15 protein-coding genes are annotated in these 19,621 nt (G+C 63.2%); 9 read left to right on the top strand and 6 right to left on the bottom strand.

Features of this window, described 5'->3' with window-relative positions; genetic code table 11:
• Positions 1 to 81: 81 nt before the first annotated feature.
• Together LDN75_RS18420 and LDN75_RS18415 are read left to right on the top strand one after the other, a co-directional pair.
• Complete coding sequence (locus tag LDN75_RS18420; RefSeq protein ID WP_223934124.1) at positions 82 to 1,854, top strand: GDSL-type esterase/lipase family protein; 1,773 nt, start codon at positions 82 to 84, stop codon at positions 1,852 to 1,854.
• Positions 1,855 to 1,936: 82 nt separating this feature from the next.
• Positions 1,937 to 2,314 (top strand): thioredoxin domain-containing protein, encoded by a 378-nt coding sequence (locus LDN75_RS18415; RefSeq protein WP_223934122.1) that lies wholly within the window; start codon positions 1,937 to 1,939, stop codon positions 2,312 to 2,314.
• A 111-nt stretch (positions 2,315 to 2,425) separates the two neighbouring features.
• Here LDN75_RS18415 and LDN75_RS18410 read toward each other — a convergent pair whose 3' ends face one another.
• Positions 2,426 to 2,704: an antibiotic biosynthesis monooxygenase gene (locus LDN75_RS18410; protein WP_223934120.1), complete on the bottom strand. Its 279-nt coding sequence runs from the start codon at positions 2,702 to 2,704 to the stop codon at positions 2,426 to 2,428.
• An 83-nt stretch (positions 2,705 to 2,787) separates the two neighbouring features.
• Here LDN75_RS18410 and LDN75_RS18405 point away from each other — a divergent pair, with 83 nt between their 5' ends.
• Positions 2,788 to 4,464 (top strand): AMP-binding protein, encoded by a 1,677-nt coding sequence (locus LDN75_RS18405; RefSeq protein ID WP_223934118.1) that lies wholly within the window; start codon positions 2,788 to 2,790, stop codon positions 4,462 to 4,464.
• Here the strand turns inward: LDN75_RS18405 and LDN75_RS18400 are convergent.
• Positions 4,461 to 5,435 (bottom strand): 3-methyladenine DNA glycosylase, encoded by a 975-nt coding sequence (locus tag LDN75_RS18400; protein ID WP_223934116.1) that lies wholly within the window; start codon positions 5,433 to 5,435, stop codon positions 4,461 to 4,463. The genes LDN75_RS18405 and LDN75_RS18400 overlap by 4 nt on opposite strands.
• Before the next feature lie 345 nt (positions 5,436 to 5,780).
• On the opposite strand from LDN75_RS18400, the gene LDN75_RS18395 reads away from it, so the two are divergent.
• Genes LDN75_RS18395 through LDN75_RS18385 form a run of 3 tightly spaced genes read left to right on the top strand, consistent with a single transcriptional unit; the run spans position 5,781 to position 9,708 of the window.
• The gene (locus LDN75_RS18395; protein WP_223934114.1) at positions 5,781 to 7,166 is read left to right on the top strand and encodes a cystathionine beta-synthase; all 1,386 of its coding nucleotides are present in this window, start codon (positions 5,781 to 5,783) and stop codon (positions 7,164 to 7,166) included.
• Positions 7,167 to 7,214: 48 nt separating this feature from the next.
• Positions 7,215 to 8,384 (top strand): cystathionine gamma-synthase, encoded by a 1,170-nt coding sequence (locus LDN75_RS18390; protein ID WP_223934112.1) that lies wholly within the window; start codon positions 7,215 to 7,217, stop codon positions 8,382 to 8,384.
• Positions 8,385 to 8,388: 4 nt separating this feature from the next.
• Positions 8,389 to 9,708, top strand: coding sequence for a glycosyltransferase 87 family protein (locus LDN75_RS18385; RefSeq protein ID WP_223934110.1), 1,320 nt, complete (start codon positions 8,389 to 8,391; stop codon positions 9,706 to 9,708).
• Between the two features lie 95 nt (positions 9,709 to 9,803).
• Here the strand turns inward: LDN75_RS18385 and LDN75_RS18380 are convergent, their stop codons facing one another.
• Positions 9,804 to 11,942 (bottom strand): phospholipase C, phosphocholine-specific, encoded by a 2,139-nt coding sequence (locus tag LDN75_RS18380; RefSeq protein WP_223934109.1) that lies wholly within the window; start codon positions 11,940 to 11,942, stop codon positions 9,804 to 9,806.
• A 184-nt stretch (positions 11,943 to 12,126) separates the two neighbouring features.
• Here LDN75_RS18380 and LDN75_RS18375 point away from each other — a divergent pair, with 184 nt between their 5' ends.
• Both LDN75_RS18375 and LDN75_RS18370 read left to right on the top strand, forming a co-directional pair.
• Positions 12,127 to 12,651 carry a helix-turn-helix domain-containing protein gene (locus LDN75_RS18375; protein ID WP_223937627.1) on the top strand — a complete coding sequence of 175 codons (525 nt, stop codon included), beginning with the start codon at positions 12,127 to 12,129 and terminating at the stop codon, positions 12,649 to 12,651.
• Entirely contained in the window at positions 12,648 to 14,099 is a 1,452-nt protein-coding gene (locus tag LDN75_RS18370) for an MFS transporter (protein ID WP_223934107.1), read from the top strand. Before LDN75_RS18375 ends, LDN75_RS18370 begins: the two co-directional genes overlap by 4 nt.
• 58 nt (positions 14,100 to 14,157) lie before the next feature.
• Here LDN75_RS18370 and LDN75_RS18365 read toward each other — a convergent pair whose 3' ends face one another.
• Positions 14,158 to 15,333 carry an acyl-CoA dehydrogenase family protein gene (locus LDN75_RS18365; RefSeq protein WP_223934105.1) on the bottom strand — a complete coding sequence of 392 codons (1,176 nt, stop codon included), beginning with the start codon at positions 15,331 to 15,333 and terminating at the stop codon, positions 14,158 to 14,160.
• A gap of 170 nt (positions 15,334 to 15,503) precedes the next feature.
• On the opposite strand from LDN75_RS18365, the gene LDN75_RS18360 reads away from it, so the two are divergent.
• Positions 15,504 to 16,850: a glycosyltransferase 87 family protein gene (locus tag LDN75_RS18360; protein ID WP_223934103.1), complete on the top strand. Its 1,347-nt coding sequence runs from the start codon at positions 15,504 to 15,506 to the stop codon at positions 16,848 to 16,850.
• Between the two features lie 19 nt (positions 16,851 to 16,869).
• Here LDN75_RS18360 and LDN75_RS18355 read toward each other — a convergent pair whose 3' ends face one another.
• Both LDN75_RS18355 and LDN75_RS18350 read right to left on the bottom strand, forming a co-directional pair.
• On the bottom strand, positions 16,870 to 18,417 hold the full coding sequence (locus LDN75_RS18355) for an APC family permease (protein WP_223934101.1): 1,548 nt from the start codon (positions 18,415 to 18,417) through the stop codon (positions 16,870 to 16,872).
• On the bottom strand, positions 18,414 to 19,619 hold the full coding sequence (locus LDN75_RS18350) for a glutathionylspermidine synthase family protein (RefSeq protein ID WP_223934100.1): 1,206 nt from the start codon (positions 19,617 to 19,619) through the stop codon (positions 18,414 to 18,416). Before LDN75_RS18350 ends, LDN75_RS18355 begins: the two co-directional genes overlap by 4 nt.
• Between the last annotated feature and the right edge of the window lie 2 nt (positions 19,620 to 19,621).

Here is a 19,621-nt window from a genome sequence, read left to right as displayed (position 1 = left end):
AGGGGTAGAGAAGTGGGTTGTTCAAGGTCGGCTTCATCGTCGAGGAAAAGCAAAATTGCCAGGTCTTTGGCGGCGCTGCTGTTGACCCCCGGCCTGCTCGCAACCGCGGCATCGGCGCAAGCCGCAACATCGGGCAGCGTCCGGATTGAGGCCGCAACACCTCCAGTCACCGGCGCCATCGGGCAGCTTTACACCACGAGCGCCTGGGCCCGAAGTGTACTGATCCGGCCAACGGCTACTGAGGAATGCTCCAGCACGGGCTGTGTACAACCGTTCGTCGGCGGCGATATCGCTTGGTCGCCCCGCACGGGAGCGCGCGTGGTGGTCAATGGACCTGTGCGCACAGCGTGGTGGGAAGCAAATGGGCCCGCGGGCTATCACGGATATCCCACGACGGATACCGCCAGCGGCCTGCGCAATGGAGGTTCCAAGCAAATCTTCGAACGTGGGGCGATTAGCTTCTCGCCGGCAACTGGCGCCCAGCGCACAACGGGATCCATCCACTTGGCATGGGGGCGGACGGGTTTTGAGGGGGGTTTCCTTGGCTACCCGGCAGGCAGTGAGCGCACAGGACTGCCCGACGGCGGTGCCTACCAGGTCTTTGAGCGCGGCTTTGTTGTGTGGTCGCCGGCGACCGGCGCACATCCCTCCATGGGTGCCATCCGTGAACGCTGGCGCCAATCCGGGCTGGAAAGCGGTGAGTTTGGCTATCCCACCACGGATGAAGCGACGGGACTGCGCAATGGTGGCTCTTCACAGCAATACCAGCACGGAACCATCATCTGGTCGCCTGCCACCGGTGCGAGGGCGCTGACGGGAGCTATCCGGAGCTACTGGTCCGCGACTGGGGGCCAGAACGGTGCCCTGGGGTATCCGGTCAGCGAGGAGTACCGGCAGAACAACTTCGTCTACCAACTCTTCCAGGGCGGCACGGTCTACTGGTCGGCGGCAACGGGTGCGCATTCCACCACCCACGGCGATATCCACAACCGCTATGTGGCCCTGGGTGGAGCTGCCGGTCAATTGGGCCTTCCACTCACGGACAAACTTCCGCGGGCGGGGGGCCTGGTGCAACAGTTCGTCAACGGCTGGCTCGTCTGGGGTCCTGCCACTGGAGCGCGGATTGTGGGGCACTCCACATACAAAGTGTGGTCCATCAATCCGGGCGAGTTCGGTTGGCCGCTGCGTGACACCTGGACGGATGCAAGGGGCTCGCACGTCGCCTTCCAAAAGTTGGAGACAATCTGGAACGACTCCACGGAGGAGCTGTATTCAGCCGAAGCGGTTGACGCCTCCACGGTGGTCTTCCTTGGAGACTCGCAGCTCGACCTTGATTCGTGGGGCGAACAGGGCGCCCGTGCCGATGGCTACACCCGACAGGTGGTCCGAAGCATCGGTGGCATCGGATATGTTTCGGGGAGCCCCGCGGTCGGTGGCAACTCAGCGACCGATGCCGTGCTCCTTGACCGGATCCTCTTGCCCCAAGGCAACCCCGGACTGGTGGTGGTGACCCTTGGCGGAAACGACGCCCGGATTCTTGCCACCGATGCTGCCATCTTGTCCCAGGCCAACCGGCTATGGGACGAACTGCGCCGCAAGTATCCCCGCAGCACCATACTTATCAATGGGGTTCTCTCCCGCTACGATGCCAGCCATTTCCAACGTCGGTGGGTGGACGGGCTCTTGACCCGCGAAGCCGCTGTCCGTGGATGGCCGCGCATCTCGATGGCCGGCACCGCAACCATCGCAGGAGCTACCTGGGACTATGTGGACGGTGTGCACCTGAACCAAACCGGACACAACAAGGTGGCCCCGCTCTACGCGTCCGCGCTCAAGTACGTCCTGGGCAAGTAGCAGTTTTATTCCCGGTGACGCGGGAAGCGAACATCGCCCCTCCCCGCGGGACTTAGGGAGCGGGGTCGCGTACCGTGGAAACATGGCTACAGTTGACATCACTGGAGAACAGTTCGCTTCGACCATCGAAGGCAATGACATTGTCCTGGTGGATTTTTGGGCTGCATGGTGCGCCCCGTGCCGTCAGTTTGCGCCCACCTATGGGGCAGCCTCGGAGAGACATCCCGATGTGTTCTTCGCGAAAGTGGACACGGAGGCCGAGCAGCAGCTCGCCGCCGAAGCCGGGATTACGTCCATCCCAACACTCATGGCCTTCCGCGAGAAAGTGCTTGTCTTCTCCCAGCCTGGTGCGCTTAACGGCCCGCAGCTGGAGCAGGTCATCGAGGCTGTGAAGGGCCTGGACATGAAAGAAGTCCACGCACACGTGGCCAAGGCGCGCGCCGAGGCCCAGGAAAGCTAGACCCACCCGGCGAAATCGCCGGAAAAGCATCGAGGTCGCCGGAGAATTCCGGCGACCTCGATGCGTTTCGGCGTTACCGCGTTGTTCCAGCGGTTTGGCTACGTGGAGAGCCTAGAGCCGCTCGAGCTGGACCGGCTCGGCAAGCAGCGCACTGAGGGACTCGTTCAGGTCCTGCACAGCAATGCCCTTGGAGTGCTTCTCAAGGAGTTCCTCGGATTCCCAGCGCTCGGTGAGCACCAGCTTCTCCTCGGTGGCTTCGGTCAGTTCATAACGGATGCAGCCGGGCTCGTTCACGACCTCGTCGATCGCGATTTCCAGGGCGAGCTTCACGCGGAAGAATTCGCCTTCGTTGGGGATGAACGTGGCCTGCAGGTCGATGGGTGCACTCATGGATCCAACCCTACCGGGAGGACACGCAGCGGATTGTCCTCTTTACGGTTCTGTTGCGCGGACTGACTTGGTAGCGTTCGGTCATGTTGTCCTACACTGCCGGAGACACTGACGTCCCGCTGCTCGAAGAGACCATCGGTGCCAATTTTGAACGCATCGCAGCGCAATTCCCGCTCAGGGACGCCCTGATCGAAGCAGCTGCCACGCCAGGCGGGGACGCCCGGCGCTGGAGCTACGAAAAGCTTAACGACGACGTCGATCACCTCGCCCGCGCTCTCCTCGCCCTGGGCATTGGGAAGGGTGAGCGCATCGGCATCTGGAGCCCGAACTGTGCCGAGTGGACCATCCTGCAGTACGCCACAGCAAAGATCGGCGCTGTGTTGGTCAACGTCAACCCGGCGTACCGAAGCCACGAGCTGGAGTTCGTGGTTAAGCAGAACGGCATGCGGATGCTGGTGGCTGCGCCCTCGGACAAGAACAGCAATTACGTGGGCATGGCCAGGGAGGCCGCCGGCACATGCCCCGAGCTCAGGGAGATCGTGTTCCTCCCGGGCGACCCTCTCACCGGGCTCACAGCGGGTGTCCCTGAAGCCAGCCACGAACTGACCTACGCCCAACTCCTGACCCGGGCGGACGGCGTCGGGCCTTCTGCGGTGCGGGACCGCATGGCAGAACTTGATCCGCACGAGCCCATCAACCTCCAGTACACGTCGGGCACTACGGGCTTCCCGAAGGGTGCAACTTTGACGCACCACAACATCCTCAACAACGGCCACTCGATCGGCCGCCTCCTGGGCTATACCGAACATGACCGCGTGGTGATTCCGGTGCCGTTCTACCACTGTTTTGGCATGGTGATCGGGAACCTGAATGCCCTGAGCTTCGGGGCGGCAACCATCATCCCCAGCCGCGGATTCAATCCCTCGGCCGCGCTGGAAGCGGTTCAGGACTTCGGCGGAACATCGCTTTACGGTGTGCCCACCATGTTCATCGCCGAACTCGCACTGCCTGACTTCGCCACCTTCGATCTCTCCACGCTCAGGACCGGCGTCATGGCGGGATCGTTGTGCCCCATCGAAGTCATGCGCAGGGTCATCGACGAGATGCACATGGTTGATGTGGCTATTTGCTACGGCATGACCGAGACATCGCCGGTTTCCACCATGACCCGGGCGGGGGACACCTTGGAACACCGCACCAGCACTGTGGGCAGAACCATGCCGCACCTGGAGAGCCGGATCGTGGACCCGGGTTCCGGCGAAGTGGTGGAGCGCGGTGTGATCGGGGAACTCTGCACCCGTGGTTACGCGGTGATGCAGGGCTATTGGGGCCAGCCGGACAAGACAGCCGAGGCCATCGACGCCGAGGGCTGGATGCACACCGGCGATCTCGCCCGCATGGACGAGGACGGGTACCTGGTGATCGAAGGCCGGATCAAGGACATGGTGATCCGCGGTGGGGAGAATATCTACCCGCGCGAGATCGAAGAATTCCTCTACCAGCATCCTTCCATCCAAGACGTGCAGGTCATTGGCGTTCCCGACAAAAAGTACGGGGAGGAGCTCATGGCCTGCATCATCCTCAAAGCCGGAGTCTCCACGCTCACGGAAGAGGACATTGCCGAGTACTGCCGTGGCAAACTGGCGCACTACAAGATTCCCCGGTACGTGGACGTCCGCGAGAGCTTCCCCATGACCGTTTCGGGAAAGGTCCGGAAGGTGGACATGCGCCAGGAAGCGGTGGCCCGCCTGCACCTCTAGTGGCCGCGGTGGTCCTGGATGGTCATGCGGGGGCCGAAAGTTGGTTTGCGGAAGCCGCTGAGGTAGAGCATGCGGACCAGCCGCTGCCTCTGCCCGCGCCAGGGTTCCAGCAACTCCAACATGCCGGCGTCGTCAATCTTCCTCCCCGTCAACGCATAGCCCACGAACGACGCAAGATGGTAGTCGCCCACGGAAATCGAATCCGGGCAGCCGTGGGTCCGCTGGACCACCTCCGCAGCAGTCCAGACGCCGATGCCGGGAATGGTCTGAAGTTTGGCTCCGGCCCGCGCTGAGTCCACGCCAGCCAGGCGTTCAAGCGCGACGGCGGATTGCAGCGCCCGCATTACTGTCGCCGAGCGCTGTGGCCCGACTCCCGCCTTGTGCCATTCCCAGGACGGAATGGCCAACCACTGCCGCGGCGTTGGAGGAACGAGGAGGCCGGGGGGAGCAACGCTGCCCGGGGCTTTTGTTCCGAACCGGTACATCAAGTAACGGTAGCCACGCCTGGCCTCCAAGGTGGTGACCTTTTGCTCCAGGATGGTGGGCACAAGGGCGTCAACCACCCGCCCGGTGGAGGGGAGCCGCAGAGCCAGGTTCCGGCGTCGTGCTTCAGTGACAAGGCGGGGGAGCGTTGCATGGAATCCGGGTTCGTCAAAAGCGGACCAATCATCGTCCGCGCCGAGCAGCCGGGGTACGCCGGCAATGGCGTGCTCCGCGCCGGGCCCCCATGCCTGCGCATCAACAAACGATTCAGATCCCAGGCCGCCTGCCGAGAGCCGCAAGGCGACAGGCCCGGAAGGACCAGTGAAGGCCAACCAGAAACCACTGGCATGGGCCGCGAACGAGGGATCGGCGTTGCCCCGCATGAGGGGAAACATGGTTTGGTCGAGCCTGTAGGAGGCACCCGGGCGCCATCGCACGGAAGCGTCTGCCGCGGCCGCAACACGGGGCGGGGCGTCTGCGATGGTCATGTTTTCATGGTCCCACGCCTGGCCGACAATCCGCTCCGGAAGCCTCTTACGGCGAATGCCTTCCGGGTCTAGACTCCCTGATGTGGCGCGGGTGGGCCGCGCCCGAATCCCAATCCAGGAGCGCCAACCATGGCCGGAATAGTGCATTTCGAGATTCCCACAGATGACAACGGGAGGGCCAACACTTTTTACCAGAGTGCTTTCGGCTGGAACCTTAGTCCCATGCAGGAAGACACCGAAGGCAACATCCTGGGACTTTGGCAGACCGATTCATCCGCAGGGAAGTGATGCACGGCAAGTGATGCAAGGCAGGGCGGGCTGCGGGCAGGCGGTAACTTTGTACCTATGAAGTACGCCCAGTCCGTGTTGGACCTCATCGGCAATACGCCGCTCATCAAGCTCAACCACGTAACGGACGGGATCAAAGCCACCGTCCTGGTCAAGCTTGAATACGTCAACCCCGGCGGATCCATCAAGGACCGGATCGCCGTGAAGATGATCGAAGAAGCGGAAAGGGACGGGCGGCTGCAGCCGGGCGGAACCATTGTTGAGCCGACGTCGGGGAACACCGGGGTGGGACTGGCGCTCGTGGCCCAGCAAAAGGGCTACAAGTGCGTCTTCGTGGTGCCGGACAAGGTGGGCGAAGACAAACGGGCGGTCTTGGCCGCGTATGGCGCCGAAGTCGTGGTGACGCCCACAGCCGTGGCCCCCGACAGCCCGCAAAGTTACTATGGCGTCTCGGACCGCTTGGTCAAGGAGATCCCGGGGGCTTTCAAGCCGGACCAGTTCTCCAACCCCGCAGCCCCGGGCAGCCACTATGAGTCCACAGGCCCGGAGATCTGGCGCGACACTGACGGCAGGGTCACGCACGTCGTCATCGGCGCCGGTACGGGCGGCACCATCACCGGAACGGGCCGCTTCCTTAAGGAAGTCTCGGCGGACCGGCCCGAGTCCGACGGCGGCCGGGTCAAGGTCATCGGCGCGGACCCCGAAGGTTCTGTGTACTCAGGCGGTACCGGACGCCCGTACTTCGTGGAGGGCGTTGGCGAAGACATGTGGCCCGCCAATTACGACAAGACCGTGCCGGACCAGGTCATTGCCGTCTCTGATGGCGATTCATTCGCCATGACCCGCCGGCTGGCACGCGAAGAGGGCCTCCTGGTGGGCGGCTCTTCCGGTATGGCCGTGGTGGCTGCTCTGCAAGCCGCCAAGGACCTGGACGAGTCCGCGGTGGTTGTGGTGATCCTCCCCGATTCCGGCCGCGGCTACCTTGCCAAGATCTTCAGCGATCAATGGATGCGCTCGTACGGCTTCCTTTCCGGCGGCGAAGAGTCGTCCGTGGGCGAGGTGCTGAAGTCCAAGACGGGCGAGATGCCGGACCTGGTCCACATCCACCCGAACGAGACCGTGCGTGACGTCATCAACATCATGAACGAGTTCGGCGTCTCCCACATCCCGGTCCTCTCGCAGGAGCCGCCCGTGGTTATGGGCGAGGTCCTCGGCGCAGTTGATGAGCGCAGTCTCACCACCAAGCTCTTCCGCGGCGAAGCCAAACTCACAGACAAGATCGCCGAACACATGGGGGAGCGCCTGCCCGTTATCGGATCGCTTGAGACCATTTCCGCGGCACGCGAGCTGTTGTCCGACGTCGATACTGTGATGGTGACGTTCGTTGGGGCGCCCGTGGGCATACTGACCCGCCACGACCTTCTCGCCTACCTGAGCAACTGAGCGCTCGGCGCCCACATCCAACCGTTGAACACTGAAAGAGGAGCTTCCATGTCTGTCAACAACAATTCCGGGTTCAACACGAGGGCTGTCCACGCGGGCCAGGCCTTCGAACCCCGGACAGGCGCTGTGGTGCCGCCTCTGCATTTCAGCTCAACCTACGCCCAGGATGGAATTGGCGGCCTGCGTTCCGGCTACGAATACGGCCGCGGGGGCAATCCCACGCGTGACTCCCTGCAGGAGCAGTTGGCAGCCCTTGAAGGTGGTTCGGCCGCGTTCTCGTTCGGCTCGGGCCTTGCTGCCGAAGACTCGCTGATCCGCGCTGTGGCACGTCCGGGGGACCACATCGTCCTGGGCAATGACGCCTACGGTGGCACTTACCGCCTCATTGACCGCGTGCTCGGTGACTGGGGCATTGGCAACACTCCCGTAGACATGTCCGACCTCGATGCTGTGGCACGTGCCGTTGCCGCGAACAAGACGCGCATCGTGTGGGTGGAAACGCCATCCAACCCCCTGATGAAGATCACCGACATCGCGGCGCTCGCCGCCGTGGCGCACGACGCCGGCGCCCTCCTGGTGGTGGACAACACCTTCGCGTCTCCCTACTTGCAGACCCCGTTGGACCTGGGTGCCGACGTCGTGATCCACTCCACCACCAAGTACATCGGTGGCCACTCTGACGTGGTGGGCGGAGCGATCGTCGTCAACGACGCCGAGCTCGCCGAGAAGATCGGGTTCATCCAGTTCGCCGTTGGTGCCGTTTCCGGGCCGATGGATGCTTTCCTCACCACGCGTGGCCTCAAGACCCTGGGCGTGCGCATGGATCGGCACAGCGAGAACGGCCAGGCTGTGGCCGAATGGCTGCTGCAGCGCCCCGAAGTTGAAGCTGTGCTCTACCCAGGCCTCCCGGATCACCCCGGCCACGAACTCGCTGCGAAGCAGATGAAGAAGTTCGGCGGCATGGTCTCCGTGCTGTTCAAGGGCGGTGAGGCAGCTGCCCGTACCGTTGCCGAGTCCACGTCGATTTTCACGCTGGCGGAATCACTGGGCGGGATCGAATCCCTCATGAACTACCCCTCGGAAATGACGCACGCTTCCGTCAAGGGGACAGAGCTGGCCGTTCCCGTGAACCTCCTGCGCCTGTCCTGCGGCATCGAGGAGTCCGAGGACCTGATTGCGGACCTTGAGCAGGCCTTCGCCAAGATCAGCAACGGCTGACACTGTGGCTTCTTCTTCACCCACGGTTGTTTCGGCTGCCCAGCGCGGCTGGATCCTGACCGTCGCAGGCGCGCTGACCCTCGCCGTCGCCGTTTGGTTCCTCTATACGGACTACGCGCCGTTCCTGAACGACTTCGAGGTCTATTTCTACGGCGGCGGCAAGGTCCTCCAAGGCGGGGACCTGTATGCAGTGCGCGATGGCCTGCCATTTACTTACCCGCCCTTCGCAGCGTTGCTCTTTGCCGGCCTGGCGGCAATGGGTTTCTTCGCCAGCAGCATGGTCTTCATCATCGCTGCCTTGGCAGGCGCCGCAGTGGTGGCTGCCTGGTTGGCACGTCACTACTTTGGACTGAAGACATGGCGTTCCGCATTCGCCGACTATCGCTTCAGGACCACGGCTTTAGTGGGAACGGGGGCCATCCTGCTCCTGGGTCCGTGGCGGGACACATTCGTTTTCGGCCAGATCAATATCATCCTCATGGGCGTGATCCTGGCGGACTTCGCACTCTACGGTAAAGCGCGCGCTGGCCTCATCCGGTGGCCCGCAGGACTATTGATCGGCCTGGCTGCCGGTGTGAAGCTCACGCCGCTGGCGTTCGGCCTGTATTTCCTGGTCCGCCGCGACTTCAAGGCACTCGCTTGGATGGCCACAGGGTTCTTCGGATCCATCGCCGTGGCCTGGGCCATCCTGCCGCAGGCGTCCCTGGCATTCTGGACCCAAATCCTCCCCGACACCGGCCGCATCGGTGGTCCGGGCTACGTGGACAACCTGTCCGTCAAGGGGCTGCTCCTGCACTTCGGCATGCCGGATTCCACTCTCACCAGCTTGGTGTGGCTGGTTCTTTCCCTGGGACTCGCGGTCCTTGCGGCGTTGGTCATTAAGTGGGCCGTGGACGTCGACGAGAACTTCATTGCGGTCTCGGCCACGGCCATCCTGATGCTCCTGGTCAGCCCCGTCTCCTGGTCCCACCACTGGGTTTGGGTAGCAGTAGCCCTCCCAAGCATGGCCTTCGCGATGCATCGGGTACCGTCCCGCAGCGGGCGTATGCGCACAGCCGGGTGGGTCATCGTGGCCTTCTCCACCGTTGCCTTTTTCATGACGCCCAAGAACCTGGCCGTCTGGGCGGGGGCGGCCGAGTGGGGCAAGGACCCCCAGACGCAATGGCAGCTCATGGTTTCCAGCCTCGGTGTAGTCTGCGGAATCGCGATGCTGGTCTACTGGGCCCTGGCTTACCGGCCCTCGCGCGCAAGCCTCGTTCCTGCCGGGATGCGCCCTGGAGCGGGTGACTCCGCGGGCCTCCCGGGAAACCAGCCGCGCACCTAAAACTCCAGCTCACAAATCCCGCGCTTGTTCACCTTTCCAACCTTTCCCGCTGTGGGGTGAACAAGCGCGGGATTCTTCAAAGTGTTGCGTTCCGGCTAGCCCGAGATACCTTCCCGGCCGTCTTCCTCACGACCGGTTAGGCGCCTCCGGAAGGAAGCATCCTCGGGTGAGGTGACCTGGATGTCGTACCAACCCTGCAGCGTCTCCCAACCGATCTTCTTTGTTTGGCCCGGCTTGAGTTTTACGGTGTCGCTGCCGTCCAGGTACTGCAGGGACTCGAGCTTTAGAGTCACGGACGCTCCTCCGTTATTGCGTACCTCCAGTTCCACCGCCTTGTTACCGCGGCGACCGTTCATGGTGACGTCGACGCCGGCCGCAAGGCCCGCCGTCGAGCCTTTCAGCTCGTACTGGTAGCGGTTGGGACCGGTGACGACGACGTCGAAATCGCTGGACGGGACGGTGAGCTCCACCTTCTGGTTGCCCAACACGTCCGCATGCCGGGGTTCGGTGACTTCGCCCGCGTAGCCATAGATGGTGAAGTGGCTGGACCGTGTGCCGCTGTTTGCCAGTGCCAGGGTAATTTTGCCGGGCTGAGCCGCGGCCGATACTCCGGGCCTGTAGGGCAGCGGACGGGCCGGCCGGCTTCCGGGTTCCTGGATGGGGGCCACCTGGACCGCCGGTGGGTTCGGCCGCCACCTGCTGATCTTGGCAGGCACAGGGCCGGGGTGGTCCAGAACCGGGGGAGTCCCCGGGGAATCGAAGTTAAAGACGCCTGTGAGGTCGCCGCAGACTTCACGGCGCCAAGGCGAGATGTTGGGCTCTTCGACGCCGGTCCAGCGCTCCAGGAAGCGGAGCACGGAGGTGTGGTCGAAGACCTCGGAGCTGACATAGCCGCCTACGGTCCATGGGGAAACGATGGTCATGGGAACGCGCGGGCCCAGGCCTATGGGCCGTGCCGTGGTCCAGTCAGTGGATTCCCCGGACTCCGGGCGTGGTTGGACGGGTGGTGGGACATGGTCGAAGTAGCCGTCGTTCTCGTCGAAGTTGAGGAAGATTGCCGTGGTGTCCCACGTGTCCGGGTTGCTGGCTACGGTGTCCAAAAGCCTGTAGACGAAGTTTGCACTGCCCACTGGCGTGGATGCTCCCGGGTGCTCGGAGTCTGCCGCCGAGGGAACCAGCCAGCTGACTTGCGGCAAAGCGCCATCCTTGATGTCGGTGCTGAGCCGTTGAAGGAGCGTGTCAGGCCGGCCGCGCCACATGGCTTTGTCGAAGAGCGCTTTCTCGGACTCGCTGAGCGAAGCCCGGCCTTGCTCAAGCTGGGCAAGGAGGCGGTCCTGCTCGGCAGGGGTCTTGCCGGCCAGCTTGTCGTAGAACTCCTCGGTGGTGTTGAGGTTGCCCTCTACCGAGGCCAGCATCTTCCTGCCGATTGCCTTGAAGGTTTGGAAGTACTCCACGGCGTTGTCCGTGAAGTTGTCCCAGTCCTGATAGATCCTCCAGGAAATACCGGCCTTTTCCAGGCGTTCGGGGTAGGTGGTCCAGTCGTATCCGCCGTGGGTGTAGCTGTAGGCCGCGTTGGTCACGGCCCGCTTGGTGCTTCCTGGCTCGTTGCCCGTGGTGCCGCTCCAGAGGTAGTTGCGGTTGGGATTGGTGGAGCCGTTGACGGAGCAGTGGTAAGCGTCGCAGATGGTGAACGTGTCGGCGAGTTCGTACTGCAAAGGAATGTCTGCACGCTCATAGAAGGTCATGGTGGATGCGCTCTTGGCAGGAACCCATTTATCGCACCAGCCGTTGTTCCACGCCGTCGTAGTACCAGCGAAGGAGTGGTCAAGATCGCCCAGGTACTGGATGTCGGAGCCTGGGCGGCCAGCGAGCTCCGCTGCTTTGCGGAGGGAGAACGGCAGAACGGTCTCGCCCGTTGCCCGTGGCTGTTCGAACATAGACTTGCCATTGGGCAGCCGCGTCACGGACTTGTCGCCATATCCGCGGACGCCACGCAGGGAGCCAAAGTAGTGGTCGAAGGAACGGTTTTCCTGCATCAGCACAATCACGTGCTTGATGGATTGGAGGTTTCCTGGCGGGACTGGCTTGGCCATCGCTGCCTGAACGGATGGAGGCAGCAGCGAGCCGGTGGCGGCAAGCGCCGTCGCTGCGGCCGCGGTGCCCAGGAAGCCGCGGCGGGAAAGCGCGGACCCTCCGGTGGAACGATTAACCAAGTCAGGGGTATTCGAGGACATTCAGGGTGCCTTTCGTGGTCAGAGTTGACGCAGCCAGCCTAGGCAGTCCGGGTAAACCAATGATGAAACTACGGCAAACCAGCGGGGGTGTGTCGCGGAGGTCACATGTGGTTCCAGGTCCAAGGTAGGTCAGGACACTGCCGTGGTCTTGGCTTTCTTTAGAAAAGTCATGTACTTTGTCCGCATGCCTCTACGATCCGACTGGTCCGCGCGCACGTGCAGCCTGGCCCGCGGTCTCGATGTCCTGGGCGATCCATGGGGGAGCCTGGTACTCCGCGAGATCTTCTTCGGAAACGGCCGCTTCGAGGCCATCAAACAGCGGCTCGAGGTCGCGGACAACATCCTCAGCAAGCGGCTCAGCTGGCTGCTGGAGAGTGGCTTGCTGGCCCAGCGTCCTTACCAGGATGGGGCCCGGATCCGGCAGGAATACGTGCTCACACCCAAGGGCGAGGACGCTCTTCCGGTCCTGAATGCCATCATCATCTGGGCAGAGAAACACTTGGACGCCCCCAACGCGGTATCCCATATGCGGGTCATCCACACGGACTGCGGACAAGCCACGGCGTCCGCGGACACCTGCACCCACTGTGGCGTCCAACTGACTGCCGCCAATACCAGCTGGCATAGCTTCAAACGCAGCGACCAGCCGATGCCATTGGCCGTCGCGCCGCCCCTAACACCTTCCCTCGAAACGGAGATCTCCGCATGACCGCTCCCGATGTCACAGGAACTCCGACAACTCCGACAAACGCGGCAGAGGTCCCCACCGGTAAGCGCCCTGAAGCTGCCAAGCGCCCTGAACCTGGGAAGCGCTCCGGGCGGAGGCTGCACCCGGCCTGGATCGTGGCCGCCGTTGCTTTCCTCGCCTTGGTAGGGGCGGCCGGATTCAGGGCCGCGCCCGGTGTGCTGATGGTCCCGCTTCAAGAGGAATTCGGCTGGTCCACCACGGTCTTGTCCCTTGCGGTGAGCATCAACCTCGTCCTGTTCGGGCTGACTGCCCCGTTCGCCGCGGCCTTGATGGAACGCTTCGGTATACGCAAAGTCACATCGCTGGCCCTCTGCCTGATTGGCCTGGGATCTGCGCTTACTGTGTTGGTGAACCAGTCCTGGCAGATCCTGCTCACGTGGGGCCTGTTGATTGGCCTGGGAACGGGATCCATGGCCCTCGTCTTCGCGGCGACCATCGCCAACACGTGGTTCGCCAAGAGCCGTGGCCTGGTGATCGGCATACTGACCGCCGGCAGCGCCGCTGGCCAACTCGTGTTCCTGCCCTTCATCGCCGCACTGGCACAGGACCCGGGCTGGAGGGGCGCGTCGCTCCTCATCGCCGCTGGCGCGCTGGCGGTGGTACCACTGGTCCTGCGCTGGTTGCGGAACTCACCGGCCGACGTCGGGGTGTTGCCTTACGGTGCGGAAGCACCTGACGCCAGTACCGCCGGAACAAAGACCACGACGCCGGCCGGTGCGGGGGCGTCGCCACAGCCCGGTCCCGCTACAGCCAAGCCGGATTCGGCGAACGCGGCCGTCCGGGCATTGCAGGTCCTCAAGCGCGCCAGCAAAGTGCGCACGTTCTGGGCGTTGGCTGCGGGCTTCGCCATTTGTGGTGCCACCACCAACGGTCTCATCGGCACGCACTTCATTCCCTCAGCGCACGATCACGGAATGCCCGAAACCACAGCGGCGGGCTTGCTGGCCGTCGTCGGGATCTTCGACATCGTGGGGACCATCGCATCCGGTTGGCTGACCGACCGTTTCAACCCCAAAGTCCTGCTGGCGGTGTATTACCAATTCCGGGGGATCGGTCTTCTGGTGCTGCCACTGCTGCTGGGCTCATCCGTGGAACCGAGCATGATCATCTTCGTCGTGGTCTATGGCTTGGACTGGGTGGCGACTGTTCCTCCGACTGCAGCCATCTGTCGCTCGGTGTTCGGCGCCGATGGCTCCGTGGTGTTCGGCTGGGTGTTCGCGGCCCATCAACTCGGAGCGGCGGCCGCAGCCCTCGCAGCTGGCTTCATCCGTGACGCCACGGGCCACTACAACTACGCCTGGCTGGGCGCGGCCGCAATGTGCACGGTGGCTGCGGTGATCAGCGCAACCATCCGCAAGGACGCCGCGCGGAAGCAACCCGTGGCGGTCGCCGGCTCCCCAACTGTGTAGCATCTGAGCGCGTAGTCAGGCATGAAAACGCGCTCAGCTGCTACCTACTTGGGTGGCGTTAGCCGCGGAAGGCGCCGATCCCCGTGATGTGCTGCCCCAGAATCAGGGTGTGGACCTCGTCAGTGCCCTCATAGGTGCGAACTGATTCCAGGTTGTTGGCGTGCCGCAGCGGCGCATAGTCCAAGGTGACGCCATTGCCGCCCAGGATGGTGCGGGCCTCGCGGGCGATCTTGATGGCCTCGCGGACATTGTTGAGCTTGCCCAGCGAGATCTGCTGCGGCTGGAGGTGTCCGTCGTCCTTCAGGCGGCCCAAGTGGAGTGCCAGCATGGTGCCCTTCTGGATCTCGAGGAGCATGTTTACCAGCTTCTCCTGGGTGAGCTGATAACCCGCCAGCGGGCGCCCGAACTGCAGTCGCGTCCCGGCGTACTCGAGGGCGGCCTCGTAGGAGTCCCGGGCCGCACCCATCGCTCCCCAGGCGATGCCGTACCTGGCCTCGTTGAGACAGGAGAACGGGCCCCGAAGTCCTATGGCACCCGGGAGGATCGACTCTGGACCCAGCCTCACGCCGTCGAACTTTACGTCGCATTGGATGGATGCACGCATGGAGAGCTTCGGCTCGATCGGTGTGGCCGTGACGCCCCGCGTGCCGGCCGGTACGAGGAATCCCCGGATGCCGTCCTCTGTTTGGGCCCACACCACCATGACGTCGGCAATAGAGGCCAGTCCGATCCAGCGCTTGGCGCCGTTGAGGATCCAGCCGTCTGCCGTTTCACGGGCGAACGTGGTCATCGACGACGGGTCCGAACCCGCCGTCGGCTCGGTCAACGCAAAGCAGCCGATCAGCTCACCGGCGGCCATCCGCGGCAGCCACTGTTCTTTCTGTTCCTCTGAGCCCCACTTGTGAATAGCCGTCATGGCGAGCGAGCCTTGCACCGAGACGAACGTGCGGATGCCGGAATCGCCGGCCTCCAGTTCCATGGCTGCCAGGCCATACTCGACGGCGGTGCGGCCGGGGCAGCCATAACCCTCCAGATGCATTCCAAGGACGCCGAGCTCGCCCAACTCGGGGGCGATCTCCCGTGGGAACACTGCGTCCTCATACCAGCGCGCGATATTCGGCCTGATCCGCTGGGTTGTGTAATCCCGCACTTTCTCACGGAGGGCCAGCTCGTCGCTGGTCAACAGGGAATCAAGGGCCAGCACATCCGAGGTGTTCGTCGTTGAATCGCTCATTCCAGCATCCTAAGCGGCTCCACGCCCGGTAAAGGTTGCTCCCGGTAGGTTGCCCGCGGGAAGGTTGCCTCTGGAGTCCGAACGATCGGCCCGTTGGGGGCTCATAAGTAGTATGTATTCGGGAGCCCATGTTCCCCACTGCGCACATGGAAAATATTGGGGGACAAGAAATGGCACTGCCCGTCGTCGACTTACAGGCCAAGGCGGATGCCGAAGTTCCGCGCCCGCCCGCATTCACCGCTTCAAGGGCAATCCGCTGGCTGCCGGTGGCGTTCGTTGTGTTGCCGGTGTGGCTGATGCTTGCCGGCTGGGCCAAGCAGGGCCTGGACTTCAGCGTCTATTGGTTTGGCGGAAGCATCCTCAACGAAGCCGGGGCCTCGCCGTCGGATCTTTACGCCCCCACTGTTGCATGGGCAGGGGGACCGCAACTTCCCTTTACCTACCCGCCCTTCGCGGCCCTCGTCTTCGGCCTGCTGGCACTGTGGCCCCAGCCAGCTGCGCTCATGCTGTTCAACGTGGCCGGGGTTGCGGTCGCAGCCTGGGTTGCCGCCACCATCGTCAAGTACTGGGCATCGAAATCCGACTGGCGTGCAGCGTTGGCACCAGGCCGCAGCCGCTGGTTCGTGGCTGCACTGTTCCTGGCCGTCTTGTTTCTCGGACCGTGGCGCGAGACGTTGGCGTTCGGCCAGATCAACATCCTGCTGATGGGCCTGATGGCCGTCGACTTGCTGGGAGTGGGCTCCCGGGGCCGGGGACTCCAAAGCAGCGGCTTCCTTGTGGGCATCGCAGCAGGTATTAAGCTGACGCCGCTGGTCTTCGGCCTGTATTTCCTGATGCGCAAGGACTGGCGTGGGCTGGCCAACATGGCCATGGGTTTCATTGGCACAGTCCTTCTGGGATGGCTCCTCAGGCCTGCCGAATCGATCCAGTTCTGGCTTGAAATCCTCCCTGACACGTCCCGAATCGGTGGAGCCGGTTACGTCGACAACCTTTCGATCAAAGGTGCCTTGCTGCACTTCGGTGTTCCACAGGACTCGGTGACGCTTCCGTGGCTCGCCCTCAGCCTGGCCACGGTCGTTGTGGCGGCGTTCCTCATCCGTTCGGCATCCGCACAGGGTGCCCGCGTCATAGCGATGTCAGCAACGGCCCTAACCATGCTGCTCATCAGCCCGGTCTCGTGGTCGCACCACTGGGTGTGGATGGCAGTGGTCCTTCCGGCCTTTGCCTGGACCATCAAGGAAACCCCGTCCAGGTACATGGCGCAGCGAATCCTGATGGGTGCCGTTCTGGCCGTTTCCGCGTTCGTGTTCTTCTCTTCGCCAAAAACCATTGGAACGGCCCTGGGCGCCGAGGACCTCAACGTCCAGACACCGGGCCTGTGGATCATGGCGTCGAGCGCCGGAGTGTTCTGCGCCGTTGCGATCCTGGTCTGCTGGCTCGTGGCACTGCGGCGGGACACTGTCTTGCCGGACGGCGTGCCCGACCGGCTCCGCCGCTGGGCCATGACCGCCCGTTAGTTCCAAAGGGAACGCAGCGTTACTCGCCGCGGACCAGCCCGACTTCGGTGTGCTCACCGGTGAAGAAGGCACGCGTCGCAGGTGCGAAGCGGCACACGATGGCAAGCACGACGCCCAGGACCAGGAGTAGGACACCACTCACAAAGGCTCCGCCGATCCCAAAGATCTGGGTGTCCCCGTATTCCGGATCCCACATCTGCACCGCCGAGATGAAGAACGCCGCCGTCAGCGAAACCGCGCCCACGAAGGGCAGGATGCCGCGGAACCACAGGTTGCGGGCAGAATCGCGGAGCGTAGAGCGGAAGAACCATACGCATGAGAAGCCGGTCAGGGCGTAGTAGAACGCGATGAAAAGGCTGATGGCACTGATCGAGTCGGCCAGCAGGTCCTCGCTGAGGAAGCTCATGGCCACGTAGTACGCCACCGCAGCAACGCCCATGACCTGGGTAGAGAAACCCGGTGTCTGGAACCTTTGGTGGACCTTGCCAAAACGCGCTGGCAGGGCACCATGAACGCCCATGGACAGCGTTCCCCTGGCTGTTGGGAGGATGGTGGTCTGCGTTGAGGACAGCACCGATGCGAGCACAGCCACCACGATCAGCCAACCCCAGGGACCCAGCACGACGTCCTTCATGGCCAGGAACACGTCATCCTGGTTCGCTTCATTGCCCAGGCCAATGCCTTCTGTACCGACACTCGCATACATCATCACCAGCAGGGCCACGGAAACGTAGATTGCCACCAGGACGAACGCCGAGATGACGGCACCCCGGCCTGGAGTCTTCGCAGGGTTTTCGGTCTCTTCGTTCAGCGCGAGGCAGGTGTCCCAGCCCCAGTAGATGAACAGGGCCAGCAGGACTCCGTGAACCACGGCGCTGGGGTCGGCGAAGGCACCCGCGGGGTTGAACCACTCAAGGTCGAAAGGCTGGATGGTTGCGCTGCCGTTGGCTCCGCCAGGCGCGCCACCGGCGATCCGGACAATAATGGCCACCGCAAAGATGCCCAGTGAGATGTACTGGATGTAGGTCAAGGTCCGCTGGACGTGCTCGCCCAGCCGGATGCCGCGGTGATTAACGTAGGTCATGAACGCGATGAACAGGACCCCGGTGGCGGTAACCAGCCACGTGTTGCCGGCCAGGGAACCGTCGCCGATCAGCAACCAGAGATATTTCCCGGCAATTTGGGCCAGGTTGGCGAGGACCACGATGCCGGCCAATGCCACGCCCCAGCCGCCCAGCCAGGCCGCCCACGGACCAAAGGCCTTGCGTGCCCAGAAGAAGGTGGTGCCGCAGTCCGGGAGCGCACTGTTCAGCTCCCGGAATGCGTAGGCGATGAACAGCACTGGAATGAAGCCAAGAACCAGGATCAGGGGAGTGTAGTTGCCGTTGACGGCGACAATGAGCCCCAGCGTAGCGGCCAGCGAATACACAGGCGCCGTTGACGCCAGCCCCAGCATGACGGAGTCGCCAAGGTCCAGGATGCCTGCATGGAGGCCTTTGGAAGGTACGACGGCGGTAGGGTCGCCTCCCGCTGAACCGCCGTCCGGCGTCGAAATTTCAGTGCTCAAAGCGCAGCTCCGTAGGAAGTAGTAGTGGGCGCGGCAGGCGCCGGGGCGTCAATGGTGTTGGGAACGAAACGGCAGAAATAGTCCGTGATGGGGCCATCCGATTCGCGGATACCGCAACCGACGGACTCGCCATCCACCACCCATAGGCCCAGCACCGGGTGGTTCCCCTCGAAGTCAGGGAGTGCGTGGTACTGCTGGAAGCACCACCCTTCACGGCCATAGCCGCCGGGTTGCTGGAGTTCGATGCCGGGGGCATGGATGCGGATGTTATCGCCCTCGCGGCCATGAAGAGGCTTGGCCACCCATTCTTTGAGCGGACCAGGATCGCCAAGGTAGGCCGGCAGCAGGTTCTCGTGGCCAGGGTAGAGGTGCCACAACGCAGCCAGCAGGGCTTTGTTGGAAAGCAGCATCTTCCACGCGGGCTCCACCCACCGGGGGTTGTGCGCCCGCGTCAGCAGCCGATGCCCGAAAGGTTCCTTCATCATCAGTTCCCACGGATACAGCTTGAACATGGTGCTGATCATGAAATTGTCCAGGTCCACAAAGCGGTTCAGGTTCGGGTCCCAGCCGATGTCGGACATATTGATGCCGATGGTGGTCCACCCACCCTGGCTGGCCACATCCCGCATGTAGGCGGCGGTCATCCAGTCTTCACCGGATTCTTCGGCCTCCGAATGAGCCACGTGCAGTGTGCTCATTCCGGTGCGGAACTGCAGCTTTTTCCATTGCCGGATCAACGCCTCATGGATTCCGTTCCACTGGTCCTTTTCCGGGAACACATCCTGCAGCCAGAACCACTGCGCAACGGAGGCTTCAATGAGGCCGGTGGGTGTATCGGCGTTGTACTCCAGCATCTTTGCCGGCCCACCCTTGCCGTCATAGATGAAGTCGAAGCGGCCGTAGATGTCCATGTCCCCGGCCTGCAAGGATTCGCCGGCGAGCTCCAGCGCCTGTTGCCCGATCCCAATTTCGCCCATCGCCCCGGTGGCAAGGTACTTTGCCGCCTCCAGGCACATGAGGTGCATGTCCTCCGCTGTCTTCTCGAGCGTCTCCACCTCGTCCATGGTGAATTCGTAGTACGCCGACTCGTTCCAGTATTCGATTTTGCGGCCGTCGGGCATGGTGGTGGTGGAAAAAACCAGGCCTTGTTCTTCGATCTTCTTTTTCCAGTCCGGCCTGGGCTCGGAGGGCAAACGCTGCACGC

The sequence above is a fragment of the Arthrobacter sp. StoSoilB5 genome, assembly GCF_019977235.1.
Classification (GTDB): domain Bacteria; phylum Actinomycetota; class Actinomycetes; order Actinomycetales; family Micrococcaceae; genus Arthrobacter.
Note: the sequence above shows the minus strand (reverse complement) of the source record. Positions and strands in the feature narration are given on the sequence as shown.